This is a genomic window from Idiomarina loihiensis L2TR, from assembly GCF_000008465.1.
Lineage (GTDB): Bacteria > Pseudomonadota > Gammaproteobacteria > Enterobacterales > Alteromonadaceae > Idiomarina > Idiomarina loihiensis.
In genome coordinates, this window is sequence record NC_006512.1 from 572,120 (window position 1) to 595,957 (window position 23,838).

At 39.9% G+C, this 23,838-nt stretch carries 24 protein-coding genes; all 24 read left to right on the plus strand.

What is annotated here, in order from left to right:
• Positions 1–1,059 (plus strand): dTDP-glucose 4,6-dehydratase, encoded by a 1,059-nt coding sequence (gene rfbB, locus IL_RS02745; protein WP_011233799.1) that lies wholly within the window; start codon positions 1–3, stop codon positions 1,057–1,059.
• Positions 1,056–1,934: a glucose-1-phosphate thymidylyltransferase RfbA gene (rfbA, locus tag IL_RS02750; RefSeq protein ID WP_011233800.1), complete on the plus strand. Its 879-nt coding sequence runs from the start codon at positions 1,056–1,058 to the stop codon at positions 1,932–1,934. Before rfbB ends, rfbA begins: the two co-directional genes overlap by 4 nt.
• A gap of 260 nt (positions 1,935–2,194) precedes the next feature.
• Entirely contained in the window at positions 2,195–2,752 is a 558-nt protein-coding gene (locus tag IL_RS02755) for an acyltransferase (protein WP_011233801.1), read from the plus strand.
• A gap of 9 nt (positions 2,753–2,761) precedes the next feature.
• Positions 2,762–3,487, plus strand: coding sequence for an SDR family oxidoreductase (locus tag IL_RS02760; protein ID WP_011233802.1), 726 nt, complete (start codon positions 2,762–2,764; stop codon positions 3,485–3,487).
• A 26-nt stretch (positions 3,488–3,513) separates the two neighbouring features.
• The gene (gene rffA / locus IL_RS02765; protein ID WP_011233803.1) at positions 3,514–4,656 is read left to right on the plus strand and encodes a dTDP-4-amino-4,6-dideoxygalactose transaminase; all 1,143 of its coding nucleotides are present in this window, start codon (positions 3,514–3,516) and stop codon (positions 4,654–4,656) included.
• Positions 4,649–5,785: a hypothetical protein gene (locus tag IL_RS02770; RefSeq protein WP_011233804.1), complete on the plus strand. Its 1,137-nt coding sequence runs from the start codon at positions 4,649–4,651 to the stop codon at positions 5,783–5,785. The genes rffA and IL_RS02770 overlap by 8 nt, the downstream gene beginning before the upstream one ends.
• Entirely contained in the window at positions 5,769–6,290 is a 522-nt protein-coding gene (locus tag IL_RS02775) for an acyltransferase (protein ID WP_011233805.1), read from the plus strand. The genes IL_RS02770 and IL_RS02775 overlap by 17 nt, the downstream gene beginning before the upstream one ends.
• Positions 6,291–6,302: 12 nt before the next feature.
• Positions 6,303–7,493, plus strand: coding sequence for a UDP-N-acetylglucosamine 4,6-dehydratase (locus tag IL_RS02780; protein ID WP_011233806.1), 1,191 nt, complete (start codon positions 6,303–6,305; stop codon positions 7,491–7,493).
• A 12-nt stretch (positions 7,494–7,505) separates the two neighbouring features.
• Positions 7,506–8,648, plus strand: a complete 1,143-nt coding sequence (locus IL_RS02785; protein WP_011233807.1) for a LegC family aminotransferase — start codon at positions 7,506–7,508, stop codon at positions 8,646–8,648.
• 10 nt (positions 8,649–8,658) lie between these two features.
• Complete coding sequence (neuC, locus tag IL_RS02790; protein ID WP_011233808.1) at positions 8,659–9,822, plus strand: UDP-N-acetylglucosamine 2-epimerase; 1,164 nt, start codon at positions 8,659–8,661, stop codon at positions 9,820–9,822.
• Positions 9,823–9,827: 5 nt separating this feature from the next.
• Positions 9,828–10,901, plus strand: coding sequence for an N-acetylneuraminate synthase (gene neuB / locus IL_RS02795; RefSeq protein ID WP_011233809.1), 1,074 nt, complete (start codon positions 9,828–9,830; stop codon positions 10,899–10,901).
• Positions 10,894–11,535, plus strand: coding sequence for an acetyltransferase (locus IL_RS02800; protein WP_011233810.1), 642 nt, complete (start codon positions 10,894–10,896; stop codon positions 11,533–11,535). The genes neuB and IL_RS02800 overlap by 8 nt, the downstream gene beginning before the upstream one ends.
• Before the next feature lies 1 nt (position 11,536).
• The gene (locus IL_RS02805) at positions 11,537–12,592 is read left to right on the plus strand and encodes a nucleotidyltransferase family protein (protein WP_011233811.1); all 1,056 of its coding nucleotides are present in this window, start codon (positions 11,537–11,539) and stop codon (positions 12,590–12,592) included.
• 1 nt (position 12,593) lies between these two features.
• Positions 12,594–13,295, plus strand: coding sequence for a cytidylyltransferase domain-containing protein (locus IL_RS02810; protein ID WP_231378622.1), 702 nt, complete (start codon positions 12,594–12,596; stop codon positions 13,293–13,295).
• Positions 13,288–14,316 carry a UDP-glucose--(glucosyl) LPS a 1,2-glucosyltransferase gene (locus IL_RS02815; RefSeq protein ID WP_011233813.1) on the plus strand — a complete coding sequence of 343 codons (1,029 nt, stop codon included), beginning with the start codon at positions 13,288–13,290 and terminating at the stop codon, positions 14,314–14,316. Before IL_RS02810 ends, IL_RS02815 begins: the two co-directional genes overlap by 8 nt.
• A gap of 62 nt (positions 14,317–14,378) precedes the next feature.
• Positions 14,379–15,641, plus strand: a complete 1,263-nt coding sequence (locus IL_RS02820; RefSeq protein ID WP_011233814.1) for a nucleotide sugar dehydrogenase — start codon at positions 14,379–14,381, stop codon at positions 15,639–15,641.
• Positions 15,642–15,694: 53 nt separating this feature from the next.
• Positions 15,695–16,507, plus strand: a complete 813-nt coding sequence (locus tag IL_RS02825) for a glycosyltransferase family 2 protein (RefSeq protein ID WP_011233815.1) — start codon at positions 15,695–15,697, stop codon at positions 16,505–16,507.
• A gap of 508 nt (positions 16,508–17,015) precedes the next feature.
• Positions 17,016–18,137, plus strand: a complete 1,122-nt coding sequence (locus IL_RS02830; protein ID WP_011233816.1) for a glycosyltransferase family 4 protein — start codon at positions 17,016–17,018, stop codon at positions 18,135–18,137.
• A gap of 88 nt (positions 18,138–18,225) precedes the next feature.
• Positions 18,226–19,236 (plus strand): UDP-glucose 4-epimerase GalE, encoded by a 1,011-nt coding sequence (galE, locus tag IL_RS02835; RefSeq protein ID WP_011233817.1) that lies wholly within the window; start codon positions 18,226–18,228, stop codon positions 19,234–19,236.
• Between the two features lie 50 nt (positions 19,237–19,286).
• On the plus strand, positions 19,287–20,324 hold the full coding sequence (locus tag IL_RS02840) for an EpsG family protein (protein ID WP_011233818.1): 1,038 nt from the start codon (positions 19,287–19,289) through the stop codon (positions 20,322–20,324).
• 2 nt (positions 20,325–20,326) lie between these two features.
• On the plus strand, positions 20,327–21,247 hold the full coding sequence (locus IL_RS02845; protein WP_016341277.1) for a hypothetical protein: 921 nt from the start codon (positions 20,327–20,329) through the stop codon (positions 21,245–21,247).
• The gene (locus IL_RS02850) at positions 21,244–22,170 is read left to right on the plus strand and encodes an NAD-dependent epimerase/dehydratase family protein (protein WP_011233820.1); all 927 of its coding nucleotides are present in this window, start codon (positions 21,244–21,246) and stop codon (positions 22,168–22,170) included. The genes IL_RS02845 and IL_RS02850 overlap by 4 nt, the downstream gene beginning before the upstream one ends.
• A gap of 22 nt (positions 22,171–22,192) precedes the next feature.
• Positions 22,193–22,744: a sugar transferase gene (locus IL_RS02855; RefSeq protein WP_011233821.1), complete on the plus strand. Its 552-nt coding sequence runs from the start codon at positions 22,193–22,195 to the stop codon at positions 22,742–22,744.
• Positions 22,741–23,796, plus strand: coding sequence for an NAD-dependent epimerase (locus IL_RS02860; RefSeq protein WP_011233822.1), 1,056 nt, complete (start codon positions 22,741–22,743; stop codon positions 23,794–23,796). Before IL_RS02855 ends, IL_RS02860 begins: the two co-directional genes overlap by 4 nt.
• The last annotated feature ends 42 nt before the right edge of the window (positions 23,797–23,838 follow it).

Consider the following 23,838-nt stretch of genomic DNA (forward strand, 5'->3'; position numbering starts at 1 on the left):
ATGAAAATATTAGTAACAGGCGGAGCAGGCTTTATCGGCTCGGCGGTCATTCGCCATTTAATAAAAAATACCAGTCATATCGTTATTAACATTGATAAGCTGACTTATGCAGGAAATGTAGAGAGTTTATTACCAGTTAGCGATAGCGAAAATTATGTTTTTGAGCAGGTTGATATCTGTAATGCGCCAGAAGTAAAGCGAGTATATATAGAGCATAAACCGGATGCAGTAATGCACCTAGCGGCCGAAAGCCACGTTGATCGCTCAATCGAAGGGCCTTCAGAATTCATTCAAACAAACATCGTTGGTACTTACACGTTACTTGAGGCCACGCGCTCATATTGGTCTAATTTATCAGAAGAGATGAAATCAACGTTTCGGTTTCATCATATCTCCACCGATGAGGTTTATGGTGATTTAGGCGATCCTACTGAGCTTTTTACAGAAACAACGGCGTATGCCCCTAGCTCGCCTTATTCCGCTTCAAAAGCAAGCTCCGACCACTTAGTTAGAGCTTGGCATCGAACTTATGGTTTGCCAGTCATTATAACCAACTGTTCAAATAACTACGGTCCTTACCATTTCCCTGAAAAGCTAATTCCACACATAATTTTAAATGCTTTATCTGGGAAAGAGTTGCCTGTTTATGGAGACGGAAAGCAAATACGAGATTGGCTTTACGTTGAAGACCATGCTCGAGCACTAGTCAAAGTTGTGACTGAAGGCAAAGTTGGGGAAACGTATAATGTTGGAGGCCATAACGAGAAGCAAAATATTGAAGTGGTGAACACAATTTGTGAATTGCTTGACGAATTAAAACCGAGCGCTTCAGGTAAGCCTTATAAAGAACAAATTACGTTTGTTAAAGACCGCCCAGGCCACGATAAGCGCTACGCCATTGACGCATCTAAAATAGAGGATGAGCTAGGGTGGACTCCAGAAGAGAGCTTTGAAACAGGCCTTCGTAAAACTGTTGAATGGTATCTAAATAATAAAAATTGGTGGCAGCGCGTACTAAGTGGTGACTATCAGCTTAATAGAATTGGAGAGTCAATATGAAAGGCATAATTCTCGCCGGTGGTTCAGGGACTCGTCTGTACCCAATTACTATGGGTGTATCAAAGCAGCTATTGCCTATCTACGATAAACCAATGATCTACTATCCACTGTCAGTACTCATGCTGGCGGGAATTCGTGAGGTTTTAATCATATCGACACCAGAGGATCTGCCTAATTTTAAAAAACTATTAGGTGATGGTTCCAAATTCGGTATCGAATTATCTTACGCTGAGCAACCGAGTCCTGATGGTTTAGCACAGGCTTTTATCATTGGAGAAGAATTCATTGGTGATGACACTGTGTGCCTAGTACTTGGTGATAACATTTATTATGGGCATGGATTTAGACCCAAACTGCTAGATGCTGTAAAACGAACTGAGACTGATGGTGGGGCAACCGTCTTTGGCTACCAGGTAAAAGACCCTGAGCGTTTTGGAGTGGTGGAATTTGATAACGACAACAAGGTTCTGTCAATTGAAGAAAAACCAGCCGAACCAAAATCAGATTTTGCGGTTACCGGTTTATACTTTTATGACAACGACGTGGTTGAGATTTCTAAAAATGTGACTCCTTCAGCGAGAGGAGAGTTAGAGATAACGGACGTCAACAAAGCCTATTTAGAAAATGGAAGCTTAAACGTCGAGTTATTGCGCCGAGGCTTTGCATGGTTAGATACTGGTACGCACGAGAGCCTGCTCGAAGCTGCCCAGTTTGTCGAAACTATCGAAAGACGCCAAGGGTATAAAATTGCATGCTTAGAGGAAATTGGATTTAATCAAAAATGGCTCTCGGAATCTCAATTGTTAAAAAATGCTAACCTGTTGAAGAAAAATGGATACGGTCAGTATTTGTTAGATTTGATAAGAAGTAAATAGTCCTTCAGTGATGCTTCATGTAGAAAATGTCGATAAACGTTAGTAGAAAGAGGGAAGCACAATTACCATCTTTGGGGATGGAGAAAACGGTTTTATGTGGGAATGCCTTCCCATTAGCTATTTCTAGATGGACTAGGCGTTTCGTGTTGTGACGTATAAAAATTAAGTGATGTAGTTCTTAAGTTTAACAAAAATATAGCTAATAGCTATTTGAGCAAGAAAAACTAACCGACCAACTAAATAATATATTCGAATAAATTATGGCTTATCTAACAGAAAATGAATTAAAGAAAAAAGGCTTTAAGCATTTAGGAAAGAATGTGCGGATTAGTGAAGATGCCCGTATATATAACCCTGAATTAATTAGCATAGCTGATAATACACGTATCGATGATTTTTGCGTGATATCCGGACTGGTCAGTTTCGGAAGGAATGTGCATATAGCTCCTCAGTGTCTAGTGGCTGGTGGGGAAAAAGGGATAACCTTCTCTGACTTTTCTGGGCTAGCTTATCAATGTCAGGTTTTTGCTCAGAGCGATGATTACTCTGGCCGAACTTTGACCAACCCTACGGTTTCTGCAGACTTTAAAGCTGAGAAAAAAGCGCCGATAGTTTTGGGCAGACATGTAATAGTGGGGGCTGGTAGCTTGATATTTCCTGGGGTTACCGTCGCCGAAGGGTGTTCAGTTGGCGCTCTTTCTTTAGTCAATAGAAGCACTGACTCATGGGGAATTTATGCAGGTAACCCGGCTAAAAGAGTGAAAGAACGAGAAAAAAGTTTGCTCGAGTTAGAGCAGAGTTACTTAAGCAAGGATTGAGTTTTGACGATGAATGATAAAGCAAAGGTTGCATTAGTTACTGGTGGAAGTAAAGGTATTGGCCTTGAAATATCAAGGCTTTTAGTGGGAAAGGGCGTAAAAGTTATAAGTTTAACGAGAACGACTTATAAGCCTATTCAGTCTCGTTTATTCGAAGAATTCAACGTTGATTTAAGCAATGATGATAGTGGCGAGAGAGTCCTAGAGTACTTGCGAATGAATGAAGTTAACGAAATATCGTATTTGGTGAATAATGCAGGAGTAACTAAAGACTCCTTAATTGAAAAAATGTCTATTGGCGATTGGGATACTGTACTAGCATCAAATCTAAAGTCGGCCTTTCTTATCACAAAGTCTTTGCTTCCACTGTTACGTGAGTCGGATACCCCTAGTATAGTAAATGTTAGCTCCATAATAGGTAACGTAGGGAACATAGGACAATCTAATTATTCAGCTTCAAAGGGGGCTTTGATTTCACTAACTAAAACTTGGGCTAAGGAGTTTAATAGAAAGGATCATAAAATTCGGGTGAATAGTGTTTCACCGGGTTTTATAGCAACAGATATGCTTAGAGGTGTCCCTGAGAGGTTTTTAAATAGAATTACAGAACAAACCCCTTTAGGTCGGTTAGGAATGGCAAGCGATGTTGCTGATGCAGTAGTATTTCTCCTAAGTGATGAAGCCAGATTTATTAACGGAGCCGATGTGCCTGTTGATGGCGGCTTAGTCTGGTAGTTCAACCTTGAGCTTGTGAGTATTTGATGATTCCATTTAATAAGCCGCCTTTGACAGGCAACGAAGTTCAATACATTACAGAAGCATTGAAGGGTAATAAGATTTCCGGAGACGGCCCTTTTGGAAAACGCTGTCAGCAATGGTTTGAAGAAAATTTACCAACTCAAAAGGCTCTTTTAACGCCTTCCTGTACTGCAGCACTCGAGCTTGCCGCTATCCTTATTGATGTCCAGTCTGGCGATGAAATAATTATGCCAAGCTACACCTTCGTTAGCACAGCCAACGCATTTGTATTGCGGGGAGCTAAAATCGTTTTCGTCGATATTCGCCCTGATACGATGAATATTGATGAAACGAAAATTGAGGCTGCAATTACAGATAGAACTAAAGCGATTGTTCCCGTCCATTATGCGGGAGTTAGTTGTGAAATGGACGCCATTATGGATATTGCTGGGCGTTATAGTCTTTACGTTATCGAAGATGCAGCTCAGGGAGTAATGAGTAGCTATAAAGAAAGACCTTTAGGCACTATTGGCCATTTGGGCGCTTTTAGCTTCCATGAAACCAAAAACTATACGAGTGGTGGCGAAGGCGGCCTGTTAATAATTAATGATGCTCGATTTACAGAACGAGCTGAAGTTATTCGTGAAAAAGGTACTAATAGAAGTCAATTTTTTAGAGGGCAAGTAGACAAGTATACTTGGGTTGATATTGGTAGTAGCTACCTGCCTAGTGAAATGCAGGCGGCATACCTTTGGGCTCAGCTTGAGAAAGCAAATGAAATAAATGATGCTCGACTCCGTACTTGGAAATCTTACTATGATTCTTTTAGAAAATTAATTCAGGAAGGTTTTATAGAGTTGCCGATAATTCCTGATTATTGTATCCACAATGCTCATATGTTCTATATAAAAGTTAAAAACTTACAAGTGCGAACTGAGTTACTCGAATTTTTAAAAAATAAAAATATTTTGGGGGCTTTTCACTATATACCTTTACATTCGACTCCTGTAGGTAAGGACTGGGGGCGATTTTCTGAGGATGAAGTGTATACAACATCTGAAAGCGAACGTTTGTTAAGACTACCAATTTTTTTTGGTATAAAAGATGAAGAAGTTTCGCTAGTAGTAAAAGAAGTATCAAATTTCTTTAAGGAACCTCATGCTTAAAGAAAAAAATCTCTATAAGGGTAAAAATTTATTTTTCATAAGTAATAGAGATAAATTTTTTAAGTTACAGGCAGATTCTTTAGTTAACAAAGCGGGTGTTAGAAAGGATTCGATAATTGCTATCGTTTTCGAAGTTGATAAAAAAGTTGAAATTACTAAAGTCGAGGGTATAGAGTATGTGGATTTTAATGTTTCCGATTTGAATTTTATGATAGAAGCTAAATCTTTTACCTTCATGTCTTTAAATAACTGGAACGCGCCTATTGCTGAAACGCTTATCAATAAAGACAAGCGAGTTTTACAGAAACTATACATATTTATTACGGACGACGAAGTCGAACGATGGAAGATAAATTATGAAAAAAATAACTGCTTAACTGAAGATATTGGCTCTCATATTTCAAAGAGTTGTATATTAGTCTTACAGTGTGTGAAAAATTTTATAGCGCCCGTTCCATATTTTAAAGAATTAATTTTAAAGGTTTTAGATAGAAAAGATATTGAGTTTATCAATTGTTCTATAATATTTGAGATCTTACCTTTCAATCAGTCGCAGCTTCTGAGGGACTCAACTGGAAGAGATGAGTCATATTTAAAAAGTAATAAAAAGAGAGTTTTAGTTGGCACAAAAAGTTATAAGTTAATACCTTTTTTTAAAGTGTTTAAGGATTTTAACCGGTATCAAAAGAATTCTGGTGAAGCGGTAGAGCTTCTCGTGTTCCAGAGCTTGTCGAATAGGTTTTTAATAGATGCCTTTTTACTTTTTAGAAAGCTTTTAAGGCTAAAAGACAGTAACGTTACATACCTAAGTGAAATGCCTCCCCATTTGTACTCATCACTCATCGGTAGTTGTGACTACATTTTATTGCAGGATAGAGGTGGAGCGAGTACAGCTAGAGTCTTTGCTAAGTGGGGGGCTGGAGCTTTGTTGATAAAAAACGGGTCTCCAAATTATTACTTCTTTAAAGACGTATATAAAATTGACTTTATATCTTTTGATGAGAAGTTAAAGATATCAGAGCGGATAAGACATGAAGATTTAGACTTGCTTTGTAATTCCTATAGAATCATTGAAGAAGAAAAACGCTCTATTGAAGTGTACGGGAAATTGTATGATGAAAAGCGTTAAAAAGGCTCTACTTTCCTTGCGAAAAAAGTTGGTTAGGTTTTATTGGACACATAGGGTTCGCTCCAGGGCTTCTGCTAGCGGAGTTGACCTTAGGGTAAACTCCAAGTCTATTGTAACAAGTAAGACGGTATTGGGTAACAACGTGAATTTTAATGGAATGCAGGTTGCGGGAGGTGGGAAGGTAATCATAGGAAGTAACTTCCATTCTGGACCCGAGTGCTTAATGATCTCTCAAAACCATAATTTTAATTCTGGCGAGGCCATCCCCTACGATTCAACTTACATATTTAAAGATATTATTATAAAGGATAACGTCTGGCTTGGGAGTAGGGTAATTGTACTTGGTGGCGTTACGGTTGGAGAAGGGGCTATTATTCAAGCGGGAAGTTGTGTCGTAAGTGATATTCCAGATTACGCTGTTGCTGGCGGACACCCTGCTAAAGTTTTTAGTTATCGAGATATTGACCACTATAAGAAGTTAAAAGCTGCTGGGAAGTTCCATTAACGGGTTTTATTTATGCAAAATACTTTAAGTTTAATTGGGCGTACAGAGCCCCTGTTTATCAGCGACATCTTAGTTAATGAAGATAAAATAAGTGAATTAGTTCAGTCTTCATCCTTTTTGGTTATTGGTTCGGCTGGTTCAATTGGTCAAGCAGTTACTAAGGAAATATTTAAAAGAAACCCCAAAAAACTTCATGCAGTTGATATTAGCGAGAATAATTTGGTTGAGCTTGTCAGAGACTTGAGAAGCTCTATTGGTTATATAGAGGGTGACTTTCAAACATTCGCCTTAGACATTGGCTCTCTGGAATATACTGCTTTTATAAAAAAAGATGGGCAGTATGATTACGTACTGAACCTTTCCGCGCTAAAGCATGTGAGAAGTGAAAAAGATCCTTATACGCTTATGAGGATGATAGAAACCAATATTTTTAATACGGTTAAGACGCTAGAACAGTCGAAAGAAGCCGGGGCGCGAAAGTACTTTTGTGTCTCTACCGATAAAGCCGCGAACCCAGTCAATATGATGGGAGCTTCAAAACGCATTATGGAAATGTTTCTTATGCAGGGTAGTGAGTCGATCGAAATCTCAACTGCTCGCTTTGCTAACGTAGCTTTTTCAGACGGCTCTCTTTTGCATGGGTTCAACCAAAGAATTCAGAAAAAGCAACCTATAGTTGCCCCGAACGACATTAAACGCTACTTCGTTACTCCGCAGGAATCTGGCGAGTTGTGCTTAATGTCGTGCTTGTTTGGTGAAAACAGAGATATATTTTTCCCTAAATTAAGCGAAGCGCTTCATTTAATTACATTTTCTGAAATTGCAGAGAAGTATTTGAGAAGTATCGGTTATGAACCATACCCTTGCAGTTCTGAAGACGAAGCCAGAGAGCTTATTAAGACCTTACCGGAACAGGGGAAATGGCCTTGTTTGTTTACTTCCAGCGACACAACAGGTGAAAAAGACTTCGAAGAGTTTTTTACCGACAATGAAGTGCTGGATATGGAGCGGTTTAGTAACATTGGTGTGATTAAAAATGACGCTATTTATGATGAAAAGCTGTTAGAACATTTCAGTAAAGCAATTAATGAACTACGAACCTCTCACTCCTGGACGAAAGAAGACATAGTAAAGCTATTTCACGAAATGATACCTGCATTCGGTCATAAAGAGATGGGTAAATATCTCGACAGTAAAATGTAATTTGAGAAAAGTATGTCACATCATTTAAGCGAGTTTATTCGTTCTCTTTATAAAACCAAAGATTTCATTCCGCTTCATGCCCCAACATTTGGCGATCAGGAAAAATCCAATGTGCTAGACACCATTGAAACAACCTTTGTGTCGAGTGTTGGTAAGTACGTTGACGAATTTGAAAGAGAAATAGAGCGTTTTACTGAAAGCCCAAAAGCAGTAGCTACAGTTAATGGAACCGCGGCACTGCACACTGCACTTTATATGGCAGGTGTAAAACAGGGCGATTTGGTAATTACTCAAGCATTAACTTTTGTTGCAACCTGTAATGCTATTCACCATATGGGTGCTGCCCCTGTATTTGTAGATGCATCACGTGAGACCTTAGGGCTTTGCCCCGTCGCGTTAGAGTCTTTCCTTGAGTATAACGCCAAACTAGATGGTGAACGGTGTATCCATAAAGAATCCAGGCAGGTAATAAGAGCTGCCGTTCCAATGCATACCTTTGGGCATGCCGTTCATTTGGATGAGATACAGCGTATTTGCAAAAAGTGGCATATTACTCTAGTGGAAGACGCTGCAGAGAGCTTAGGGTCTTATTATAAGGGTAAACACACAGGCACAATTGGTGAGTTTGCCGCTTTAAGCTTCAACGGTAATAAAATTATTACAACTGGCGGTGGCGGTATGGTGCTTTGTGCTAGTGATGTTGACGGGCGGTGTACGAAACATATTACAACTACCGCTAAAGTACCTCATCCTTATGAGTTTTATCATGATGAGCCGGGCTTTAACTATCGGATGCCGAATTTAAATGCCGCACTAGGTTGTGCGCAGATGCAAAGGTTGCCTTTATTTCTGGAGCAGAAACGTCAGCTGGCTAACGATTATCGAGCGTTCTTTAAAGGCTCGAACTATGAGTTTGTCGATGAGCCAAACCATAGTCACTCCAATTTTTGGCTTAACGCTGTACTTTGTGAAGATAAAGGTGCGCGCAATGCTTTGCTCGAAGAACAAAACAGCGCAGGGATAATGTGCCGGCCTATATGGCAGCTTATGCATAAGTTACCGATGTTTGCAGAGTGTTTAAGAGGTGATTTAGAAGTGTCCGAAGATATAGAAGCGCGTCTTGTAAATATCCCAAGTTCACCAATTTGTAGATAATGGAATTACAATGAAAAAAGTCGCAGTATTCACAGGAACTCGAGCTGAATATGGGCTTTTGTATTGGTTGCTTAAGGATATTCAGGATGCAGATGACTTAAAACTACAGTTGCTGGTTTCTGGTTCCCATTTATCTCCAGAGTTTGGTCATACTGCAGATCAGATAGAAGCTGATGGTTTTGAAATTTCTGAAAAAATTGAAATGTTACTTTCATCAGATTCAGCGGTAGGCAGTGTAAAAAGTCTAGGACTCGGTATTATTGGGTATGCTGACGCCCTTGAGCGGCAACAGCCGGATATTTTGGTTGTTTTGGGCGACCGCTATGAAGCACTGGGAGTGACGCAAGCCGCTATGTTAATGCGTGTGCCTGTGCTGCACATTCACGGAGGCGAGATAACCGAAGGCGCTTATGATGATGCTATTCGGCATGCGATAAGTAAATTAAGTTTGTTACACGCAACCTCCACTGAAAGCTATCGCAAACGAGTCATACAATTAGGTGAAGCCCCTGAAAGGGTTATCACTGTAGGAGCTATAGGACTCGATCATCTTAAGCGCTCTGAGTTCATGTCTCGTCAGGAACTATCCGAATCTTTAAAGTTTTCTTTAGATGGCGACTTTGCAATTGTGACTTATCATCCAGTAACACTCGCAAATGAACCTGCAGAAGAGGCTTTCGAAAATATTACGGAGGTTCTGGACACTTATCCTTGGCTTAAAGTAATTATAACTTATCCAAACGCTGATGAGGGTGGGCGAAAGATTATCCCTCTGATAGAAGCTTATGCTGCAAAGCATAAAGAGAGGGTTATTGTCGTTCCTTCGTTAGGGCAGCGTCGTTATTTGAGCGCAGTTAAGCATGCAACAGTTGTTATCGGTAACTCATCCAGCGGTATCATCGAGGTTCCTTCTTTCAACGTGCCTACTGTAAATATAGGGGCGCGCCAGTTTGGACGACTTGCTGCCGAAAGTGTAGTTAACTGTTCTCCAAGTGAAGTGGGGATCAGGAAAGCGTTAGAGCAAGCAATTGATATGTTTAAGTCTAATGCATTAAGCTCGGTGGTTAATCCTTACGGTAAAGGTAATGCTAGTGCAAAAATCCTTAATCTAATTCGTAAAGCAGACTTAACAACCATAAAGACATTTCACGATTTAGATTCAGAACAAGGTTAATAAGAATGACATTGATAATCGCTGAAGCGGGGGTTAATCATAATGGTGACGCAAAGCTGGCTCGTGATTTAGTAACCTCTGCTCATAAGGCTGGTGCGGATATTGTAAAATTTCAAACGTTTAAAGCGAAGAACATTGTTACAGAGAAGGCAACTCAAGCTAATTACCAGAAAAAGAACCTTGGTAGAGAAGAAAGCCAGTTAGCAATGCTACAACGCTTGGAGTTGAGTCACGAACTCCACTATGAACTGGTTGATTACTGTAATGAGCTAGGTATTGAGTTTCTTTCAACCGCATTTGATGATGAGAGCCTGAACTTTTTAGTCAATGATTTGGGGTTGAAGCGTTTAAAATTACCGTCTGGCGAAATAACTAATGCCCCTTTAGTTTTAAAGCATGCTCAAACCGGGTGTGATTTAATTGTTTCGACAGGCATGGCAACAATGGCCGAGATCGAATCGGTTTTAGGTGTTATTGCTTATGGTTATTTAAACCCGCATGCCAAACAAGCTACCCGAGCAGATTTTGAAACGGCATATGCATCAGAAAGTGGGCAGCAAATTCTGCGTGAAAAAGTGACGGTTTTGCATTGCACTACAGAATATCCTGCGCCTATGGAAGAAATTAATTTAAACGCGATGAACACCATCGGAACTACGTTCCGGTTACAAATTGGTTATTCCGATCACAGCCGAGGCATTACCATTCCGATTGCTGCCGTTGCCAAAGGCGCAACGATTATTGAAAAACATTTTACTTTGGACCGAAATCTGGAAGGACCGGATCATAAAGCGTCATTAGAGCCTGACGAACTTGCTGAAATGGTTACAGCTATTCGTGATGTGGAAAAAGCAATGGGCGACGGTGTTAAACGCCCGACGGTATCAGAAGTAAACAATAAAAATATTGCCCGTAAAAGTTTGGTTACAGTGAACCCTTTGAAAAAAGGCCAAGTGATAACAGCCGATGATATTGCTGTGAAGCGCCCTGGTGGAGGTCGCTCGCCGTATGATTATTGGAAAATTATCGGGCAGCAATGTGACAGAGACTATCAGTCAGGGGATACGTTGATTGACTAAGCGATATTTAGTTCTTGGCGGTGGTGGCCATGCTAGGGTTATCATTGATATTTTAGCCTCCTATAACATTCCAATAGAGGCAATTGTGGCTCCTGAGCTAGGACGAATGCAAGAGTTTAAGGGATTGAAGCATCTTCGAAAAGACGAGGAGGTAAGGCACTATAACGCCGACGAGGTAAGCTTGGTTAATGCGTTAGGGTCTTTGCCTGGCCAATATAACTTGCGAGAAGGGTTATTTAAACGCTTTAAAAAAGCCGGCTATCAATTTTTAACGGTCGTTTCGGAAGCGGCTATAATATCTCAGTATGCGGTGCTGGAAGAAGGCGTTCAAGTATTGCCCGGCGCGATTCTAAACGCTTGTAATGTTGGCGAGAACTCAATAGTTAATACGGGAGCTATAGTCGAGCACGATGTAACTATTGGAAAGCATTGCCATATCGCTCCGGGAGCAACGATTTGTGGCAATGTAACACTTGGCGATAATGTGCACATTGGAGCAGGAGCAACAGTCATCCAGGGGATTGATATTGGCGATAGCGCTGTCGTTGGAGCGGGCTCCATTGTTTCAAAAAATCTTTTTGCAAGAGACAGGCACTACCCAGCAAAATCATTTATTAAGAAGGGAAGTCAGTAAGATGAGTTACGATTGGCGCAATGCAGTTGTCGGTCCGTCAGTTTCTGTCAAGGACACTTTGGAGAAGCTAGATAAAGAAGCATTACGTATCGTTTTAGTCTGTGATGACTCGATGAAGTTACTTGGTGTTGTAACAGACGGTGATATTCGCCGAGCGTTACTAAAAGGGATGGGTTTGGAATGTGACGTTCATAAAATAATGAATCCATCACCAACGACAATAACGAACAATACGTCTAGAAAAGACGCCGTTGCGTTAATGCAAAGCAAAAGCATACTGGCTACTCCTATTCTGGAAGAAGGCAAACTAATTGGTCTCGAAACCCTTCAACAAGCAAAAAGCCGTAAGCAGTATAGTAACCCTGTATTCATTATGGCAGGTGGTTTTGGAACACGCTTACGTCCCCTGACAGATGACACTCCTAAGCCAATGCTGAAAGTGGGTGAACGCCCAATACTAGAAACCCTGATACTTAATTTTATTAAAGCGGGCTTTTCTAAGTTTTATATTTCAACACATTACCTGCCGCACGTTATTCGAAACCACTTTGGTGACGGCAGTAAATGGGGTGTAAACATTACTTATGTGCATGAGGAGACTCCTCTTGGCACAGGTGGAGCCCTTGGTCTGTTGCCGGACGATACACCTGAACACCCTCTTATTATGGTGAACGGCGATGTACTGACCAACGTAGATTTTGAACGCGTATTAGACTTTCATGTGCAGAACGCTGCACTGGCAACTATGTGTGTGCGTGAATACGACTATCAAATACCTTACGGAGTGATAGTTGGTGACGGTGAACGCATTATTAGTATGGAGGAAAAACCTATTCAACGGTTTTTCGTGAATGCTGGTATTTATGTGATTAATCCTGAAGTATTTAAAACAGTCGATAAAAATCGCCATATAGATATGCCAACGTTATTGCAGAAATACCTGGACGCTAATAAAGAAGTTTTGATGTTTCCTATTCATGAATACTGGCTGGATATTGGTCGTATGGATGATTTTGAGCGCGCACAAGCTGATATTAAAGGCTTGTCTTTTGAATGACATGAATAGTTCAGAAACTCTTATAATTATACCTGCAAGAGGCGGCAGTAAACGCCTTCCAAGAAAGAACGTTAAGCCGTTAGCGGGTAAGCCTCTTATTTGTTGGACAATAGAAGCCGCAATAAAAGCTAATTTAGATGCGAAAATAATCGTGACCAGTGACGATGATGAAATACTTGGACTGGCTGATACATATAAAAGTAAAGGGGTTTACAAGCGCAAGCGGCCTGACAATTTAGCAACGGATACAGCAAGTACAGTCGACGCAATAATAGATGTTATTGAGTCTGAAAAAGAGTTGGGTAATAACCCACAAACAATTATTCTGCTGCAGCCTACTTCGCCGATTCGAAACGAAGATGATATTCGCAATGCGTTTCTTTTGTATAACGATACAGAAGCTCATAATTACAGAAATACTGTGGTTAGCGTTTGTGAAGTGGAGCATCCAACTGCCTGGGTTGGGTGGGTTGATGAAAATATGTCATTTACGGGTACGGAACTGCTGAATAAACGCTCTCAAGACTACGAAAAAGAATACAGGCTTAATGGTGCTGTTTATGTAGCTTCTGTTGAGCACATTTTTAAAGAGAAATCGCTGTTCTCTCAAAAGTTAAAAGCATCGGTAATGCCGAGAACCCGCTCTATTGACATTGATGAAGAGGTTGACTTTAAAGTTTGTGAGGGATTACTAAGTGGTTGATAATTTATTTGTCGTAGAGTCACCCTTACAAGCTTTAGTAGCTTTAGAGCTCAGTCTACGTTTTAAGGACGCTCGAAACGGCATTGTGTACCGTTTTGTAGAGGGGCGAGAGCAAAATAACGAGCAGATAGAGAATGTTATCAGTAAAGGGGAATGGTCGTTCAGAAAAAAAGTGCTGTTTGACAGCAGTAGCGGCCTATCTAGTCATAGAAGCATTGTAAGAGAATTAAATTACTTTAACAAAACTTTTCCAGAGAGTATTAAACAGTTATTTATTGGTGAGTTTAGAGCTCAATGGATGCACTTTATGAGGGTTGCAGTTGCGCCATCTCTAACTGTACTAATGGATGATGGTGCAGCAACCTTAATGGTTAAAAGGGAGTTTATAGATAAAGGGATATATTATCCAACAGCACTTTGGGCGCATGGAAGTTTCATGAAAAGGCTTGTGAAGCGACATATGTATAGTCGTTTTTTACGAAATAACGAGCTACAGTCCCATCTATATTTCGCCTCAGCTTTTATTAAAACCGAAGCTCTATACCCTATAGATTTTTCTGCGGTGAAAAAACTGTTTAAAAGCAGTGAAAAAGGCGCTAGAGAAAAAGCTGTATTTTTCTTTGGCTCTAAATATAGCGAGGTAGGAATAGTTTCGCGTGAGTATGAACTTGCCTTCCTTGAGCGAGTGAAGCGGTTCTACTCGTTGTATGACTGTGACTTAGTTTACTGCGCACATAGAGATGAAAGTGATGAAAAGTTAAATGTGCTTAGAAATACACTAAAATTTAAGGTTGTAATGCCAGAAACGCCGGCCGAGATATTCTTATTAGAGAATAACCAGAGAATACTTGAAGTGTCAGGTGCTTACACGAGTGTTTTGAATAACGCGAAAGTGCTACTACCAGATGTTTTAGTTAGAGCTTTCCAATTGGCCCCAGAGGAAATAAGCGTTGAGCACAGAAAAAATATCGAGCTTGTCTATAAACACTTTAATCGCGAAGATATTAAGCTTGTTTTGTAATTCAGTTTGGTTGCAAGAAATGCTACTTTGGCAACCATTGATTAATGCTCAAAAGGCGGATAATGAAAGATAAAATTTGTGTGATAGGAATGGGCTACGTTGGGTTACCATTAGCTGTAGCTTTTGCCGAAAAGTACTCAGTTGTAGGTTTTGATATCAATTTCTCTCGAGTTCAGGAGCTTGAAGCTGGACAGGATAGTACGTTAGAGGTTTCTTCTAAAGAACTACAAGCTGTAAAGGATCTGCTGAAATTTACAAATAACGCAGCAGATATAAGAGATGCAAATATTTATATTGTTACAGTTCCTACACCTATCGATAGAAGTAATAAGCCAGACTTATCTCCCTTGGAGAAAGCATCTGAGACGGTTGGAAGTGTTTTGAAAGCAAAGGATATTGTCATCTACGAGTCGACTGTATACCCAGGGGTTACCGAAGAAGTTTGCGTTCCCGTATTAGAAAAGGTTTCGAAGTTAAGCTACAACCAAGATTTTTTCTGTGGCTACTCACCAGAACGTATAAACCCAGGAGATAAGCAGCACACAGTAAAAAATATTTTAAAAGTTACTTCCGGTTCAACGCCAGAGACAGCAGAAAGAGTTGATGCTTTGTATTCATCGATAATAACAGCGGGAACCCATTTAGCATCAAGTATAAAAGTGGCTGAAGCATCTAAGGTAATAGAGAACACACAGAGAGATGTTAATATCGCGCTGATAAATGAATTAGCTATGATATTTAATGAAATGGGTATAAATACTGATGAGGTAATAGAAGCTGCTGCGACTAAGTGGAACTTTATTAAGTTAAAACCAGGGTTGGTAGGTGGTCACTGTATAGGGGTCGATCCATACTATTTAACTTATAAAGCTGAAGAGTTAGGTTACAAGCCTAACCTTATATTGTCTTCCAGGCAGATTAATAATGGAATGGGTAAATATGTAGCTGATGCGACTATTAAAGAGCTTATTGATAAAGAAAAATTAGTTAAAAATGCAAATGTATTAATTTTGGGCTATTCATTTAAAGAGAATTGTCCGGACGTAAGAAATACAAGAGTGGTTGATGTAGTAGAAAATCTTTATAAATACGGAGTGAATGTTCATATACACGACCCGTGGGTAGCTAAACCTACATCGACTGATGGATTGACTTTTGTTACAGAAGTTAGCAGTAAGAGTAATTTTTATGATGCTATAATTCTGGCTGTAAACCATGATTGCTTTAGTAGCTATACGGAAAATGATTTTGCAAAACTTGTTCGAGGGAAGTTCATCCTCATAGATGTAAAGTCAGTAAAAAATTTTTCGACTTGGAAACTATAGTCAAATTATGCGAACCAGTAAAACTTATTCTCAAGCCAAATAATGTGGAAATTATGAGTTTAGTTTCGGTAATTATTCCAGTTAAAGATAGAGTCCTTCCCCTTAAAAGAGCTATTGAATCTGTAAAAAAACAAAGCCATAGAAACATTGAAGTAATTATAGTCGAAAACAACTCAAAGTCTCCCCCCAAAATAAAGGCTGCGATTGAAGATATGGGGGACCCCGCTTTAAAATTTTTTTCATTGTCAAGTTGTGATAATGCTAATGTAGCTAGAAATTATGGGATCTCGAAGGCCAGTGGAGATTATTTAGCTATTTTAGATTCAGATGATGAATTTTTTCCAACCCATATTGAAGACTGTTTAAAGCTACTGACCGAGAGTTGTTGTGACTTCGTGTTCGGCTCAATTTATTTAGATGATGGGGCATCAAAGATAGCAAGATATTCTCGAAATCTTACTTTTGGTGAGAGTGGAATAGAGTACCTTTTCGGTAAAAATGCGGGGTGGGCACCTACTCCGACCTATTTTCTACGTAAAGAGGTGACGACAAATGTAGTTTGGGATGAAAATCTCAGACGTCATCAGGATTTTGATTTTTTCATTCGCGTGGTAAGCAAATATCGTGTCATAGCTAAAAAGGAACCTTCAGTTGTTGTTCATTGGAAGAAAGGAGAGAAAAGAACCTATGATAGTAGTTCAATGCGAATTTTTTATGATAAGTGGAGGAGTAAAATGGGCCTGATAGAAAAAATTAGCTATAGTAAAAACAAAGTTAGAATTGCTATTTTGAATAGGGATATGCATAACTTGGCCTTTTTTACGTTAGAATATTTTAAGGCTAAAATCTGTGCCTATTTTAAATAAACCCTAGATTAAATTAATATCATATTTAGTGTCAGACCCTTTAACGAGGAAGTTTTTTAATGGCGTTATTCCGCCATTCGTTATTGATTTCTTGATGTTTCTTCATGATACAGAACTTGTTGAATGAGTGCTGGATATGGTTTATGAAATGGGAAAACCAGCAAGTGATATTGCATAGTGAACCGGGGATAAGTCGGCTCTAAAGTTAAGGCATAGGTTGTGGGGTGACTAGGTAATTCTATGCTTGGAGCGACTCGGAAACTGTTTGGGAAATAGTCCAAGGAAACAATCACTTAAAATGTTTAGCCTGGTTTGATGCCGGCAGTGCTTGTCGTTCATCAACTTAAGCAAAGCGAGATGCCAGTTACTTCCTGATGAATTATTCTAATTAACAGTGATTGCATCAATTTAACTATGGTCTACTGCCGGGAAAAATTAGTTAAATTTTCCGGGGCTTTCTGACCATTGCAGTATAGGTTTTTAAAAATATTTATTATAGGGGTTTGGGGTGGTAATTCTCCACATTATAGCAGGGCTAGAGAAAGGTGGTGCTGAGTCTACGTTAAAACGTTTGTGCTTAAATGGCACTGAACACGAGCATGTAGTAGTATCTTTGTCAACTTTGGGTAGTGTCGGCCTAGAACTTCAAAAGGCTGGGGTGAAAGTTTACTGCTTAGATATTAGGCCATCAATAACCAGCGTAGCAGCGATATTTAGATTATATAAAATCATAAAGCTTCGCAAACCGAGCGTTGTACAAACATGGATGTATCATGCGGATCTAGTCGGTGGGATTGTGTCGCGCGTTGCCGGCGTTAAAAAGATATATTGGGGTGTACATCATACCTATTTGATAAAAGGTCAATCAAAAAGAGTTACTATATTTATTTCGAGAATAAATTCGGTTTTGTCACATTTCATACCAACGAAAATTGTATATTGTGCTAATAGTGCTCGTGTAGCGCAGGAAAAGATCGGATATAACAAGAAAAGTGGGATAGTGATTTTTAATGGCTATGATACCTCTAAGTTTAAACGAGATTTAAAGCTACGCTCAGTATATAGAGAGAAGTTGGGACTAAAAGAGACCGATTTTGTTATAGGTCATGTAGGCCGTTATGATTCTCTTAAAGACTATCCAAACTTAATTAATGCTATTAGGAAAGTAAAATATAAAGTAGGTGGTCTGAAAGTTATTTTAGTGGGGGCTGGGCTTTCAAAAGATAATCGTGAGCTATTAAACGTTATTTCAGAAAGTACTCTTATTAGTAAATTCCACCTTCTAGGTCCCAGCGATGATATTCCAGGTATTATGAATGCTATTGATGTCTTCGTCCTTTCTTCATCAAGCGAAGCTTTCCCAAATGTTTTAAATGAGGCTATGGCATGTGGAACTCCCTGCGTATCAACTGACGTTGGAGACGCGTCAGCAATAGTCGGAATGACAGGGTGGCTTTCAGCTGCTGGGGATAGCAGCGCATTAGCTGAGAAAATCTATGCAGCTTACAAGGAATTTAGTGAAAATAAAGCAAACTGGGAAGAGCGCCAATATTCTTGTCGAGAGCGTATCGTGACTAACTTTAGTAGTCAAAGTATGGTTAGTAACTATACACTCTTGTGGCAATCTTAAAACCATTGATGTAGTTTTATTCTGATATATAGCTCGTTTAAACTATACTTAGATAAACTACTTATAACTATTAAAACAGGCGAAGAACTTGATTTTAGTAACAGGTGGTGCTGGATATATAGGAACTCATTGTTGCGTTGAGTTAATAGAATCTGGCTATGATATTGTTGTATTAGATAATTTGAAAAATTCGACCTTAGAAGGTCTTCGGCAAGTCGAGCGTATAGTAAACAAGCGAGTTAGATTTGTAGAAGGCGACGTTAGAGACTTAGGTTTATTAGAAAAACTATTTGGTGAATTTAAGTTTAACGCAGTTCTTCATTTAGCAGGCTTAAAGTCAGTGAATGAGTCATTGTCGCACCCAGTAGAATATTATGAAAATAATGTAACTGGTTCATTATCCCTATTAAAGGTAATGGAGAAATTTGGTTGCAAATGTATCGTGTTCAGTTCATCAGCAACTGTTTATGGCCATCCTGAATGTGTTCCTATTTCCGAAAATTCGACTTTATCAACTATTAATCCATACGGCTCTTCTAAATTAATGGTAGAAAATATATTGAGAGATTTATCAAGTAGCACCCTGGGTTGGTCTATTGGTATTCTTCGTTATTTTAATCCTGTGGGTGCTCATGAGTCTGGCCTTATTGGTGAATTACCACTTGGAGTTCCAAATAATTTAATGCCGTATATAGCTCAAGTAGCATTAGGGAAACTGGAGAAATTGACCGTTTTTGGAAATGATTACAATACAAAAGATGGGACAGGAGTTAGAGATTATATACATGTAGTTGATTTAGCGAAAGGGCACGTAGAAGCTCTGAGAGAGCTATTTGGTAAAGAGGACTTATTCATCGCTAATTTAGGAACAGGCGTAGGGTATAGTGTTCTTGAACTTATTAAGAATTTTGAAAAGATATCTGGTAGAAAAGTTCCATATGAGGTAGGAAATCGAAGAAGAGGGGATGTAGCAGCTTGTTATGCAGACCCTTCATATGCTAAGTCAAGATTTGGCTGGAGTGCTGAGTTCGATATAGACAGGATGTGTCATGATACATGGCGCTGGATGGTTAAAAGCAATAAAACATCAGTAGATTAAATTTTGATTGTATTTTATTTGGCGGAAAATAACGGACAGGCATTTCAATTTTGCTAATATATTACTTCACATTTATCTTTCTATTTATTTTAGGTCTTGGCTATCAACATCTTAACCTTGGGAAGGACTCTAAAGTAGCTCTAATTGGATGTGTAATTCTAGCTCTTTTATTTATATATGGCTTCCGTTTTGAAGTTGGAGTTGACTGGTTTAACTATATACGAGTTTACGAAAGAGACGTAGCAAATGCACTAACCTTTACAACCCCGGAGTTAGGCTATAAGTATTTAAACGTACTGTCAGGTGCACTCGGTTCGGGCATTCATGGAGTAGTGTTTGTCGCGACTCTAATGCTTTTAGTTTTTTCTTTTTTAGCCCCGATGCGACTCGGTATTAACCCCTTTTACTTTATGGCCTTAGTTGCTCCTTACCATTTAGTGGTCGCTGGTATGAACTTAACGAGCCAATCTATAGCCATCTCTATTTTTATTTATGCGGTTACTTTCCTAATGCAGAAAAGGAAAGTGACGTATGCCTTCCTTATTTTATTTGCTGCGCTGTTTCATTTTTCTGCCATCTTGTTGTTGTCATTTTTGTTTATCGACTTTAGGAAAAGCTATCTTATTCCGCCTTTACTCTTTATTTTCCTACCGGTAGTGGGAGCAGCTTTCTTCTTTTATGGACATTACTTTGAGTCAGAGATGGAAAATGCCGGGGTAATTCTACGTGTTGGCTTCTTATTTCCTGTCGCTCTTCTTATTCTGGCCCATAAGAAAAAGTGGCTTAAACTCGATAAAATACGCTTTAGACTATGCTTAGTGACTGTTTTAATTGGTCCAATGTTACTGGCAGCGTCACTGCTTTCCTCTACACTGGCTGACAGATTCTCATACTATTTTATACCATTAGCGGCTTTGTTAGTCATGGAGCAAGTTATTCACTCAAAACGCAGACCTTCTGATTTGATGACCTATGCTTCACCAATAATGTTTTTAACGGCTGTAACTGCTTTTGTAGCTTGGCATGTTGCGAGCTCTTACATTCCTAAATACCAGTTTCAGCACTTGTTTTTTGCGGCGGCTAGCTAATAATGAAGCGAAACCTAATTAAATTTGTAAATGACAAAGCAAAATATAACGATTTATACCGAAAGTCTTTGATGACTAACTTGAGTAACTCAGGAACGAAGGTCAGCTCTTTAGGGGTATTTGAGTCTGTAGGAAGTACGCTCTCGTTTTTGTGCCTTAACTTTAAGAATGAAAAAATAGTTTCTTCTAATTTAAAAACCAACCTATTTTCTTTACTGTTTTGCTTCAAGCCGCAGGTACTAATAATTAATGGTTTGGGTAGGTATAGAACGAGCCAAAGGTTTAGGCTTCTACTACGGGTGCTGTTGGATTATCGAAACTCCAGTGTCCAGGCTATATTCCAGAATTACGCGGATTACCGCTTTTATAGACGCTTCTGCAATCATGCTAAGGTCTACTGGGTTCCTGGTTCTGGCGGGGTGTCACGAAAAATCGGGGCGAGCGAAAACTCCTTTGTCGCGATTCAGCGCGACAGTAAGTTGTCGTTAGTTGCTAAGTCTATTCAAGAGTGTGCGAGTTTGATTCAAGAAGTTAAAGCGGGTGACTCGTTATCGTTCACTTTAGTTGGTTGCTCTATTAGAAATGAACTAGCAAAAGCTCAACTTCCGAACTTTGAAAATGTTGGCCGGTACGCTCAAGATGACATCTTTATCGATGGAAGAAGCTTTATACAGCCGGAAGGCTATGGTGAAGGTATCCCTCATACGCTGGTTGATGCAATGTGTAGTGGCATGAAAGTTTTTATAAAGAAACAATGTTTCCTAAGGTACGGGTTGCATAAGTTACATTGTAAGTTTTCTTGTATCGGTAATGGATGGGGTGAGTTAGGAGCGACTGCTAATGCTAGTAAGGAAGTCTCTCTGGAATCAGTAAACGAATCTTACATAAGTATAATATCTAGCATGAATAAGCTGAAAAAATGAAAGTATTATTAACTGGTAGTACAGGCTTTCTGGGGGCTCATTTAAATAAATACTTTCTTGGGAAAGGGTTGAGCACTGTTACACCAGTACGCAAGCCTGGAAATGGTAATGAGCAAACAACTAATATCCGTCTTTCGGCTTTAAGTGACTTAACGACTAAAATTTTAGTTTCAGAGAACGTGGGTATATTTGTTCACTGTGCGGGAGTTGCACATAAAAAAAATGTATCTGCAGATGATTTTTTTCGAGTAAATACCGAACTTACCTTGTTACTAGCACGGCGAGCTGCGATGGCTGGAGTAAAGCGGTTTATCTTTTTTAGTTCGATTGGAGTAAACGGCGCCTCAAGTGATTCTCCTTTCAACGCATGTGATAGTGGTGCTCCTTATGACGCGTACACAGAGTCAAAATATGATGCTGAGGAAGGTTTAAAAGCGGTATCGCAAGAAACAGGTCTGGAGGTGGTAATAATAAGGCCTCCTCTCATTTATGGCGTTAATGCCCCGGGAAACTTTGCGAAGTTCGTAAAATTAGCAAACATTCCAATTCCCAAGCCTCTGGGAAGCATAAAAAACAAAAGAAGCTTTGTTTCAGTCAATAATTTATGTGATTTCACATATCTATGTTTAACACATCCGGGCGCTGCAAATGAGACTTTTCTAGTAAGCGATGGCGAGGATCTGTCTACCTCGGAGTTTTTAAGGAAAATTTCAAAAGCCATGGATAAGCCCGCTATGCTTATACCGTTCCCTGTTAATGTGATGAAACGCTTGGCTGGCGTTGTTGGTAAGAAAGAACTGATCGATAAGCTGGTGGTAAACCTGCAAGTTAATATTGAAAAGAATAAAGTCTTGTTAGGTTGGGAGCCAAAAGTTTCGGTTGATGAGGCTTTAAGAAATGCTCTCTCACAAGAGAAGGCATAGTTACTAAAGAGGCAATGACTGGATGTTATTAAGAGCGTTTGATTTAGCTTTTTCTTTTGTGGGCTTAGTTACCGGGCTGCCCATACTTATTTTGCTGACCTTAATAGGTTTATTCGATACCGGCTCCCCCATATTCCGACAAGAGCGGGTAGGCAAAAACAAAAAACCTTTTGTTCTGGTTAAGTTCAGAACCATGAAAAAGGACACCGCATCAGTAGCCAGCCATTTAGCCAGTAGTGCATCTATTACCAAATTCGGACATTTCTTGCGCCGCACTAAGCTGGATGAACTCCCTCAGCTTTGGAATGTTCTAAAGGGCGAGATGAGCTTAGTTGGCCCACGGCCGGGGCTTTTTAATCAGGAAGAGTTAACCCAGGCGCGCGAAGCAAAAGGCGTGTTTAACGTTCGCCCTGGTATAACCGGGTTAGCGCAGGTAAACGAAATAGATATGTCCACACCGCAGTTACTGGCAGAAACCGACGCAAAAATGATTAGTACACTCAATATAAAAAACTACTTTCAGTATATTTTAATGACGGTTACCGGCAAAGGTTCTGGAGACAGAGTGAAATGAAGGTTTTAGTAACAGGCACAGCGGGCTTTATTGGTTTTTACACGGCCTTAAAGCTGCTAAAACAAGGCCATACCGTAGTTGGGCTGGACAGCATAAACGACTACTATGATGTAAACCTAAAATATGGCCGCCTACAAGAAAGCGGTATAAAGCAAAGCAATATTGAATACGGTGCAACGGTTCAGTCCGGTTTATACCCTGACTATTCTTTTGTGCAATTAAAACTTGAAGACAAGCCCGCATTAGACGCCTTGTTTGAACAAGAGCAATTTGACGCCGTCTGTAACCTGGCCGCCCAGGCAGGTGTTCGTTACTCGTTGGAAAACCCCAATGCTTACATAGACTCCAACATTGTCGGTTTTATGAATGTGCTGGAGGCTTGCCGCCATAACGGCGTTAAAAACTTAAGTTATGCGTCCAGTTCGTCGGTGTATGGCTTGAACGAACAAATGCCGTTTTCAACTTCGCATAGTGTGAACCACCCGGTGAGCTTGTACGCGGCCACCAAAAAGTCGAACGAGCTTATGGCGCACACCTACGCGCACTTGTATGGCATGCAGTGCACCGGGTTACGGTTTTTTACCGTTTATGGTCCCTGGGGCAGACCCGACATGGCACCTTTTATTTTCACCAAAGCCGCATTAAAAGGCGACACCATTAAAGTGTTTAATAACGGCAAAATGAAGCGTGACTTTACCTACATTGACGACATTGTTGAAGGTGTAGTGCGGGTTATTGAGAACCCATGTAAAGCCAGCAGCGAGTGGAGCGGTAAACAGCCAGACCCATCCAGCTCCTCGGCACCTTATAAAATTTACAATATAGGCAATAGCCAACCTATTGAGCTTATGACTTTTATAGAGGCCGTTGAGAATGCGGCCGGTGTGGAAATACCAAAAGACTTTCAGCCCATTCAGCCCGGCGACGTTGTCGCCACTTATGCCGATGTGTCTGAGTTAGAAAGCGATATGGGCTACAGGCCGTCAACGCCGGTAACCGAAGGTATGAAGCGTACCGTTGACTGGTATCGCAATTTTTATGGTATGGCTTAAGCGGTTACTTTTCTCTGTTAACAAATTGCTGTATCTTACTTG

Excerpts from the sequence above, each read along its gene's own strand:
- rfbB (WP_011233799.1), top strand. The coding sequence starts at position 1 with ATGAAAATATTAGTAACAGGCGGAGCAGGCTTTATCGGCTCGGCGGTC.
- rfbA (WP_011233800.1), top strand. The coding sequence starts at position 1,056 with ATGAAAGGCATAATTCTCGCCGGTGGTTCAGGGACTCGTCTGTACCCA.
- IL_RS02755 (WP_011233801.1), top strand. The coding sequence starts at position 2,195 with ATGGCTTATCTAACAGAAAATGAATTAAAGAAAAAAGGCTTTAAGCAT.
- IL_RS02760 (WP_011233802.1), top strand. The coding sequence starts at position 2,762 with ATGAATGATAAAGCAAAGGTTGCATTAGTTACTGGTGGAAGTAAAGGT.
- rffA (WP_011233803.1), top strand. The coding sequence starts at position 3,514 with ATGATTCCATTTAATAAGCCGCCTTTGACAGGCAACGAAGTTCAATAC.
- IL_RS02770 (WP_011233804.1), top strand. The coding sequence starts at position 4,649 with ATGCTTAAAGAAAAAAATCTCTATAAGGGTAAAAATTTATTTTTCATA.
- IL_RS02775 (WP_011233805.1), top strand. The coding sequence starts at position 5,769 with ATGATGAAAAGCGTTAAAAAGGCTCTACTTTCCTTGCGAAAAAAGTTG.
- IL_RS02780 (WP_011233806.1), top strand. The coding sequence starts at position 6,303 with ATGCAAAATACTTTAAGTTTAATTGGGCGTACAGAGCCCCTGTTTATC.
- IL_RS02785 (WP_011233807.1), top strand. The coding sequence starts at position 7,506 with ATGTCACATCATTTAAGCGAGTTTATTCGTTCTCTTTATAAAACCAAA.
- neuC (WP_011233808.1), top strand. The coding sequence starts at position 8,659 with ATGAAAAAAGTCGCAGTATTCACAGGAACTCGAGCTGAATATGGGCTT.
- neuB (WP_011233809.1), top strand. The coding sequence starts at position 9,828 with ATGACATTGATAATCGCTGAAGCGGGGGTTAATCATAATGGTGACGCA.
- IL_RS02805 (WP_011233811.1), top strand. The coding sequence starts at position 11,537 with ATGAGTTACGATTGGCGCAATGCAGTTGTCGGTCCGTCAGTTTCTGTC.
- IL_RS02810 (WP_231378622.1), top strand. The coding sequence starts at position 12,594 with ATGAATAGTTCAGAAACTCTTATAATTATACCTGCAAGAGGCGGCAGT.
- IL_RS02820 (WP_011233814.1), top strand. The coding sequence starts at position 14,379 with ATGAAAGATAAAATTTGTGTGATAGGAATGGGCTACGTTGGGTTACCA.
- IL_RS02825 (WP_011233815.1), top strand. The coding sequence starts at position 15,695 with ATGAGTTTAGTTTCGGTAATTATTCCAGTTAAAGATAGAGTCCTTCCC.
- IL_RS02845 (WP_016341277.1), top strand. The coding sequence starts at position 20,327 with ATGAAGCGAAACCTAATTAAATTTGTAAATGACAAAGCAAAATATAAC.
- IL_RS02850 (WP_011233820.1), top strand. The coding sequence starts at position 21,244 with ATGAAAGTATTATTAACTGGTAGTACAGGCTTTCTGGGGGCTCATTTA.
- IL_RS02855 (WP_011233821.1), top strand. The coding sequence starts at position 22,193 with ATGTTATTAAGAGCGTTTGATTTAGCTTTTTCTTTTGTGGGCTTAGTT.
- IL_RS02860 (WP_011233822.1), top strand. The coding sequence starts at position 22,741 with ATGAAGGTTTTAGTAACAGGCACAGCGGGCTTTATTGGTTTTTACACG.